The organism is Arthrobacter sp. P1_C12_2 (genome assembly GCF_056406415.1).
This window is the reverse complement of the sequence record NZ_JBFUAF010000021.1, coordinates 84,092-92,022: the sequence shown is the minus strand read 5'-3', so window position 1 is coordinate 92,022 and position 7,931 is coordinate 84,092. Positions and strand designations below refer to the sequence as shown.

At 70.1% G+C, this 7,931-nt stretch carries 7 protein-coding genes; 2 read left to right on the top strand and 5 right to left on the bottom strand.

The annotated features are described in order from the left end of the window. The 4 genes from nadC to AC1DZQ_RS19235 all read right to left on the bottom strand — a co-directional run. Positions 1-949: carboxylating nicotinate-nucleotide diphosphorylase (gene nadC / locus AC1DZQ_RS19250; RefSeq protein ID WP_476965004.1), on the bottom strand; the 949-nt coding region annotated here is incomplete at its 3' end. Positions 950-981: 32 nt separating this feature from the next. Further along, positions 982-2,754 (bottom strand): L-aspartate oxidase, encoded by a 1,773-nt coding sequence (locus AC1DZQ_RS19245; protein ID WP_476965002.1) that lies wholly within the window; start codon positions 2,752-2,754, stop codon positions 982-984. Further along, positions 2,751-4,058 (bottom strand): quinolinate synthase NadA, encoded by a 1,308-nt coding sequence (nadA, locus tag AC1DZQ_RS19240; RefSeq protein WP_476965001.1) that lies wholly within the window; start codon positions 4,056-4,058, stop codon positions 2,751-2,753. Before nadA ends, AC1DZQ_RS19245 begins: the two co-directional genes overlap by 4 nt. Further along, a complete protein-coding gene (locus tag AC1DZQ_RS19235; protein ID WP_476965000.1) occupies positions 4,055-4,771 on the bottom strand; it encodes an NUDIX hydrolase in 717 nt (238 codons plus the stop codon). Before AC1DZQ_RS19235 ends, nadA begins: the two co-directional genes overlap by 4 nt. A 206-nt stretch (positions 4,772-4,977) precedes the next feature. On the opposite strand from AC1DZQ_RS19235, the gene AC1DZQ_RS19230 reads away from it, so the two are divergent. Further along, a complete protein-coding gene (locus tag AC1DZQ_RS19230; protein ID WP_476964999.1) occupies positions 4,978-5,652 on the top strand; it encodes a maleylpyruvate isomerase N-terminal domain-containing protein in 675 nt (224 codons plus the stop codon). 91 nt (positions 5,653-5,743) lie between these two features. On the opposite strand, the gene AC1DZQ_RS19225 is transcribed toward AC1DZQ_RS19230, so the two are convergent. After that, a complete protein-coding gene (locus tag AC1DZQ_RS19225) occupies positions 5,744-6,217 on the bottom strand; it encodes an Lrp/AsnC family transcriptional regulator (protein WP_476964998.1) in 474 nt (157 codons plus the stop codon). 187 nt (positions 6,218-6,404) lie between these two features. Here AC1DZQ_RS19225 and AC1DZQ_RS19220 point away from each other — a divergent pair, with 187 nt between their 5' ends. Continuing rightward, on the top strand, positions 6,405-7,805 hold the full coding sequence (locus tag AC1DZQ_RS19220; protein WP_476964997.1) for an amino acid permease: 1,401 nt from the start codon (positions 6,405-6,407) through the stop codon (positions 7,803-7,805). Positions 7,806-7,931 lie beyond the last annotated feature (126 nt).

The following is a 7,931-nucleotide window of genomic DNA, read 5'->3' as shown; positions in this document are numbered from 1 at the left end:
CACCGGCGCCGGGGCGGGGGCCGGCGGGCGCACCGGCGGCCGCACCAGGCTCAACGGCTGCCTCGACCTCAAGCTCAATATCCAGGCCGAGGTCCAGGGCCGTGACGCTGTGGGTCAGGGCGCCGATGGAAATGACGTCCACCCCCGTGGCCGCAATGTCCGCCACGGTGGCGAGATTGACGTTGCCGCTGGCCTCGACCCGAGCCCGGCCGCCCACCAACTCAACGCCGGCCACCAACTCGGCCAACGAGAAGTTGTCCAGCATGATGGTGTCCACCCCGGCGGCAAGTACGGGCTCGATCTGCTCCATGGCGTCTACTTCCACCTCGAAGTGTGTTGTGTGGCCCAACTGGGCCTTGGCGCCGCGCAGCACCGCGGTCAGTTTCGCCGGATCGCCGCCGGTGAGGACGGCCAGGTGGTTGTCCTTGGCCAGAACGGCGTCGGAGAGGCTGAACCGGTGGTTGAAGCCGCCGCCGCAGCGCACGGCGTAGCGTTCCAGCACCCGCAGCCCCGGCGTCGTCTTGCGGGTGTCCGTGATCCGGGCCCCGGTGCCGTCCACGAGCGCCACGAACTCGGCGGTCCTGGTGGCGATGGCACTCATCCGCTGGACCAGGTTCAGTCCGACGCGTTCGGCCAGCAGCACGGCGCGGGCGTTCCCGGTCACGCGGGCCAGCGCGGTTCCGGCGGCGAAGGCCTCGCCGTCGTTGACCAGCAGTTCGACGACGGCGCCCGGGTCGGTCAGCTGCATCGCGGCGGCGAAGACCTCCCCGCCGCTCAGCACACCGGGAACGCGGGCATTGAGCACCGCAGTCGCCCGCGCCTGAGCGGGGATGAGCGTCTGCGAGGTGATGTCCCCGTACGGGGCGTCCTCCTGCAGCGCCGCGCGGAGGACGGCCAGGACGGCGGCCTCGGGCAGGCTCCCGGCGAGCGCCGCGGCGTGTGAGGACAGGGTGTTCGCAGCGGTTGCCTGGGCAGTGGTGGTCACGAGGAAATCCTTTGCATGGAAATGGAATGGGTCAGGGCTGAAGTGGCGTCCGTGTCAGCCCGATAGTGGGCGCCGACGGAGTGCGTGCGCTGCCGGGCCGCCGCCACGAGGAGTTCCGCGGCCAGCAGCAGGTTCCGGTCCTCATGGGCATCCTGGCAGTGCCTGGCGCTGTGCCCGGCCCGGACTCCGGCTTCATGGTCGGCGGCCGCAAGGACGGCGCCCCACTGCGCCAGCTGGAGCGCGGCGGCGTCGAGGTCGGCGCCCGTGCGCGTGACTCCCGCTGCGGCGGTCATGAGCCTCCCCAGGGCCGCGCGGCTGAACGGAACCCCCGCTGCACCGGTGGCGTAGGTCCTAGGGGTAACAGCCGCCGTGGACATCACGTGGCTGCCCGGGTTGAAGTCCCCGGGGGCCGGCGCGGGCCAGTCCGCCGCCGGCACGGGTGCCCGCAGGAAGTCCTCGACCGCACGGCGGCCGAACACGAGGCCCTCCAGCAGCGAGTTGCTCGCCAGCCGGTTGGCCCCCTGAGCGCCCGTGCGGGCGACCTCGCCGGCGGCATACAGGCCGGGAACCGACGTGCGGGCCCGGAGGTCGGTGCACACGCCACCCATCCAATAGTGGGCGGCCGGGGACACGGGTACGGTCTCAGCGGTCCAGTCGTAGCCGGCGGCCCGGGTGGCCGCCGTGATGGTCGGGAACCGCCGGGCCAGGAAGCCCGCGCCCCGGTCTGCCTCGATGCCGCGGGCATCCAGGTAGACCGGGCTGTCCGGCGCGGCCCCGGTGGCGGCCAGGTGCAGGGCGATGCTGCGGGAGACGACGTCGCGTGGGGCCAGCTCGGCATCGGGGTGGTAGTCCGGCATGAAGCGGTATCCCGCAGCGTCCAGCAGCACCGCGCCCTCGCCGCGGACTGCTTCGGAGATGAGCAGGGCCGGCGGGCCGCCCGGAACTTCCTCAGCGGCAAGCGTGGTGGGGTGGAACTGGAAGAACTCGAGGTCCCGCACGGCGGCGCCGGCACGCCAGGCCAGGGCCAGGCCGTCGGCGGTGGCGACGGAGGGGTTGCTGGTGCGGGCAAAGAGCCGCCCGGCGCCGCCGGTGGCGAGCAGGACGGCGTCGGCGGTCAACTCCAGGGGCCGTCCGCCGGCCAGGTAGGCCACGCCGGTGACCCGGGCCGGCGTCGGGGGCGTGCCGCCGGGCTGTGACGGTGCATCCGTCAGATCTTCCGGCAGGACTTCCGGTTCGGTCAGGAGGTCGGTGACGAACGCGCTGGTCTCCACCCGGAGCCGGCCGTGGCCAGCACGGTCCAGGACGGCGCGTTCGAGGACGGCGGCGACGAGCCCGCGGGCGATGCAGGCGCCCGTCGCGTCTCCGCCGGCGTGCAGGATGCGCGGCGCCGAGTGTGCCGCTTCCAGGCCCAGGGCCGGTCCGCCGTCGGGACCCAGGTCGAAATGCACGCCGTAGCGGCGGAGGCCGGCGATGTCCCGGACGGCCTCCGTGCACAGGACCCGGACGGCCTCGGCGTCGTTCAGCCCGGCACCGGCGGCGAGGGTGTCCGCGATGTGCGCTGCCACGGAGTCCCCGGGGGCGGCATCCTCCGGGGCCAGCACGGCGCAGATGCCGCCCTGGGCGTAGAAGGTGTTGCTCTGCTCCAGTGTCCCCTTGCTCAGGAGGACCACCTCGATGTCACGGCCGCTGCCGGTGGCGGCGTCGGTCGCGAGCAGCGCGGCGTAGAGCCCCGCAATCCCGCTGCCGACAATCACGAGCCGCCTGGTCACGGCCGCGCCGCCAGCATGCGTTCGAGCGCCACCTTGGCCGGGGCCGCGACGTCCTCGTCCACGGTGATGCGGTTGAGCACCTCGCCGCGGACCAGCGCCTCCAGGACCCAGGCAAGGTAGCCGGGGTGGATGCGGTACATCGTGGAGCAGGGGCAGATCACCGGATCCAGGCAGAAGATGGTGTGCTGCGGGTATTCGGCGGCGAGACGGTTCACCATGTTGATCTCGGTGCCGATCGCAAACGTGGTGGGTTCCGTGGCCGCGGCGATGGCCTTCTTGATGAAGTCGGTGGACCCGGCGGAATCGGCGGCGTCCACCACCTCCATGGGGCATTCCGGGTGCACGATGACCTGCACGCCGGGGAACTCGGCGCGGGCCTTCTCGATCTGGCCCACGTTGAAGCGCTTGTGCACCGAGCAGAAGCCGTGCCAGAGGATCACCCTGGAATCGAGCAGGGCCTGTTCGTCGTTGCCGCCGAGCTCCTTGCGCGGGTTCCACATCGGCATCTGCTCCAGCGGCACCCCCATGGCCTTGGCGGTGTTGCGGCCCAGGTGCTGGTCCGGGAAGAACAGCACGCGCTGGCCGCGCTCGAACGCCCACTCCAGCACCGTCGCGGCGTTCGAGGAGGTGCAGACAATCCCGCCGCGCTCGCCGCAGAAGCCCTTGAGGGCTGCGGAGGAGTTCATGTAGGTGACCGGGATGACCGGGACCCGGCCCTCGGCGTCGGGCTCGGTGCCGAAGACTTCCTCAAGCTGTTCCCAGCACTCGGTGACCGAGTCGATGTCCGCCATGTCCGCCATGGAGCAGCCCGCGGCGAGGTTGGGCAGGATCACGGCCTGGTCCGGCCGGGACAGGATGTCCGCGGTCTCGGCCATGAAATGCACGCCGCAGAAGATGATGGCTTCCGCGTCGGGCCGGGTCAGGGCGGCGTTGGCGAGCTGGAAGGAATCGCCGACGAAGTCGGCGTATTCGATCACTTCGTCGCGCTGGTAGAAGTGCCCCAGGACGACGGCGCGGTCCCCGAGTGCCGCTTTGGCGGCGCGGATCCGGGCGTCGAGTTCGGCGTCGGAAGCGAGCTTGTACTCTTCCGGGAGCTGGCCCTGCCGGGGAGTGGAGGCGGGTGCGACGTCGGTGGAGGAGGCGCCCGGTCCGTAGGCGGGCACTCCGGCGAGGGCCTCGGCGAGGTCGTAGTCCCAGGGCCCGCGGGCCAGCGCGGGGCTGCAGGTGGAGGCGGCTGCGCCCCCTGCCATGGTGGTGGCCTGCTCGCGCGTGATCAGCTGGATTGCCGTGTTGACGCTGCTCATGGTGTGCTCCTGTTGTCTGGGTCGAGGCCTGGGCGGCCGGTAAAGCGGTAGAGGCGGGGCGGGCGGTGCTTGCCGCCCTGCAGGTACTGATCGGTTTCTTCGATTTCCGGCGTGGCCTTGACCTGCCGGCGGAAGTTGGCGGGATCGAGTTCGCGGTCCAGGACGGCCTCGTAGACTTCCCGGACCTGGGCGAGGGTGAAGTACTCGCCCAGCAGGTGGTAGGCGATCGATCCGTAGGCCATCTTGTTGCGCAGCCGCCACAGGGCGTAGTCGACGATCGAGTTGTGGTCGAAGGCCAGCTCGCCCAGCCGGTCGGCACGGAACCATCGCACGTTCTCCGATTCGTCGGCGAGCGCGGCCTCCGTGGGCTGGACGAGTGCCCAGTACACAATCGAGACGACGCGCTGGGTGGGCGAGCGGTGCAGTCCGCCAAAGGCGTAGAGCTGCTCGAGGTAGTTCGGGGCCAGGCCGGTGGTCTCGAGCAGGTTCCGCGACGCCGCGTCCTGGAGTGACTCGGAGTGCGTGAGCGGGCCGCCGGGCAGTGCCCAGAGGCCTTTGAACGGTTCGCGGATCCGGCGCACCAGCGGAATCCACAGCGTGGGCCGTCCGGACCGCTCRCTGGGACGCAGCGCAAAGATCACAGTGGAGATGGCCAACGACGGCGGCGCGGTTTGGCGCTCCGAGACGTTGGCTGCTGTGGTGTAAACGGTCATCCACCCGCCCTCTGGGGTCCCGGCCGGGTCCCGCGATGGACTGCCCGGCTGGATCCGGCCCGACCGCCGGATTAGTTATAGTCAAATTGACTAGAACTAATGATACGGCCGCACCGTCCGGTCGCAAAATGTTTCAGGTCACATGCCGGCCCCGGTGGGCGGACCGCCCTTGTGCACGGGTTCAGGCAACGGTATTAATCGGGGCTATGGGCATCGAGGCTGGGGACATCAGGACTGGGAACATCGGGGCTAGGAACATCGGGGCTAGGGACGCAGAAGCAGTCAGGGCCTGTTACGCGGGAGCGGCCCAGGCATTCCTGGAACTCGCCGGCCGGGTGCCGCCTCAGGCCTGGTCGCTGCGGGCACTGGGCGAATGGGATGTCCGGGCACTCACCGGCCACACGAGCCGCGCCCTGACAACCGTGGAGGCTTACCTTGCCACCCCCGCCACCGGGGAACGGGTGGCGGGTCCAGCGGAATACTTCCTGGCCGTCCGGGGCGCCACCTCATCGGCCGCCATCGCGCAGCGGGGCAAGGAAACCGGGGAAGCCCTGGGCGAGGACCCGGCCGCAGCGGTGCGGGAAATTGTCCAACGCGTCACCGCACTCGTCAGGAACACGCCGGACGATGCCCTGGTGGCCACCCCTGCCGGGGCGATGACGCTCATCGACTACCTGCCGACCCGCACCTTCGAGCTGGCCGTGCACACCCTGGACCTGGCGCGCGCCCTGGGGCTCCCGCCGCCCGCCTCCTTGGCCCCTGCGGTCGCTGCCTCCCTGGAGCTCGCCGGAGCCATCGGCTCCCGGCTGCCGTCCGCCGGCGAGTTGCTGCTCCTGCTGACCGGCCGGACCGGCCTGCCCGAAAACCTGAGCGTCGTCTAGCCCGCCGGTTGATCGCGGCCCGGCTCACCGGCCTCCGGCTCCCGCGCCACCTGCCCGCCGGCTCCCGGGCCACCTGCCCGCCACGCGCCCGTCACCTGCTGGCGGCCGCGGCTTCCAGCAGCGGCAGGGTGCGGCCCTGAAAGTGCGTATTGAGCACGATCACGGAGGACGAGCGGAGGACCGACCTGGTCGCGATCATGGCATCGAGGACCCGCTGGAGGTCCGAATTGGAGCGCGCTGCTATCCGGGCCATGAGGTCCGAGCTCCCGGAGACGGTGTGGATCTCAATCAGTTCGGGGATCCGTCCCAGGGCCTCCACGACGGCGTCGTGCCCGAGGTCCTGGTTGATCGTGAGGGAACAGAACGCCACCACGGGAAAGCCGAAGTGCGCCGGATCGGGCTGCGGCACCCACGAGCCGATCACACCGGCGTCCTGCATCCGGTCCAGGCGCGACTGCACCGTGGCGCGGGCAACCTTCAGCACCCGGGAAGCCTCCAGGACCGAGGCCCTGGGGGAATCCGTGAAAAATCGGACAATCTTTGCATCCAGCGGATCAACGTCCATGGATTTTTCCTTCCCAAGCGGGCCCGGCCCGAACAAACCGCCGCCGATGCCCCGAAACAGTTAGCAAACTGCCACCATGCTCTCACGCCTGCGGAGCCCCGGCGGCCCGTAGCGCCCGGCCAAATCCGGTAAATTCAATAGGTCCCATAAGGACGCACAGATCCAAACCACACGAAGGTTCGCCAGTATGACAACGAAGTCCATAGCGAAGTTGCCCACCGCCCTCCCGGCCCCGAAATTGGGGCACAGCATGAAGCCGCGCCAGCTGACCATGATGGGATTGGGCAGCGCGATCGGCGCCGGCCTGTTCCTCGGCTCAGGGGCCGGAATCCAGGCGGCGGGACCCGCCGTCCTCATCTCCTACCTCGTCGCCGGAACCCTGATCATCCTGGTCATGTGGGCGCTCGGCGAGATGGCCGCCGCCAACCCCAACAGCGGCGCCTTCTCCGTCTACGCGCAAAAGGCGATGGGCAAGACCGCCGGTGCGACCGTCGGCTGGCTCTGGTGGCTGCAGCTCGTGGTGGTCATCGCGGCCGAGGCCCTCGGTGCGGCTGCGCTCCTGTTCACCGTGTGGCCGGTGATCCCCGTCTGGGCACTGTCACTGATCTTCATGGCCCTGTTCACGGCAGTCAACCTCGCCGGCGTGAAGAACTTCGGCGAATTCGAGTTCTGGTTCGCCATCCTCAAGGTCGCCGCCATCGTGCTGTTCCTGGCTATCGGCGCGGCCCTGCTGCTGGGCTGGCTGCCGGACGTCCCGTCCCCCGGGCTCAGCAACTTCACCTCCGACTTCGCCCCGGCAGGCCTGGGCGGGATCGCCACCGCACTGTTCGTGGTGACCTTCGCTTTCGGCGGCACGGAGATTGTCAGCGTGGCCGCGGCTGAGACGGAGAACCCGGAGCGCAGCGTCGCCCAAGCGATCCGCACTGTAGTCTGGCGGATCCTTGCGTTCTACATTGGCTCGGTGTTCGTCATCGCCGCCGTCCTCCCCTCCACCTCGGCGGCCTTGAAGTCCCCGTTCGCCGGCGTCCTCGACGTCGCCCGCATCCCGGGTGCCGGTGCCGCCATCACCCTGGTGGCCGTCGTCGCGCTTCTCTCCGCGCTGAACGCCAACCTGTACGGCGCCTCCCGGATGGTCTTCTCGCTGTCCGAACGTGGCGAAGCACCGCGCTTCCTCTCGAAGGTCAACAAGGCACGCGTCCCCGTGGTGGCCGTGGGCGTCTCGGTGGCCTTCGGCTTCCTGGCCGCCGTACTGGAACTGCTCTTCCCCGACCAGATTCTCCCGGCACTGTTCCAGCTCGTCGGATCGACCTGCCTCGTGGTCTGGGGCACGGCCCTCGTGTCCCAGCTGATCCTGCGGCGCCGGGCCGACCGCGACGGCACCGCGCTGCCGCTGCGGATGAAGGGCTTCCCCGGGCTGACGATCTTCGGGCTCGTGCTCCTGGCCCTGATCTTCGCCGTCGGCTTCAGCAGCCCGGACACCAGCACGCAGCTCTTCAGCACCCTGGCGCTGGTGGCCGGCATCGCCGCGGCGTGCTGGACCGGCGCCCGGATCACCCGCAACCGCGACGCCGCCCGGCAGGCCGACTAGCGTACCGCCGCCCAACCAGCTCGCAGCAGGGGCCGTTGTGGCCGCTCAAAACGGCCCCAGCTGCGAGCCAGTTGGGCACCAGCCCCGGACTGCACAACCTGTAATGCCGAACGGCGATTTGGCTGA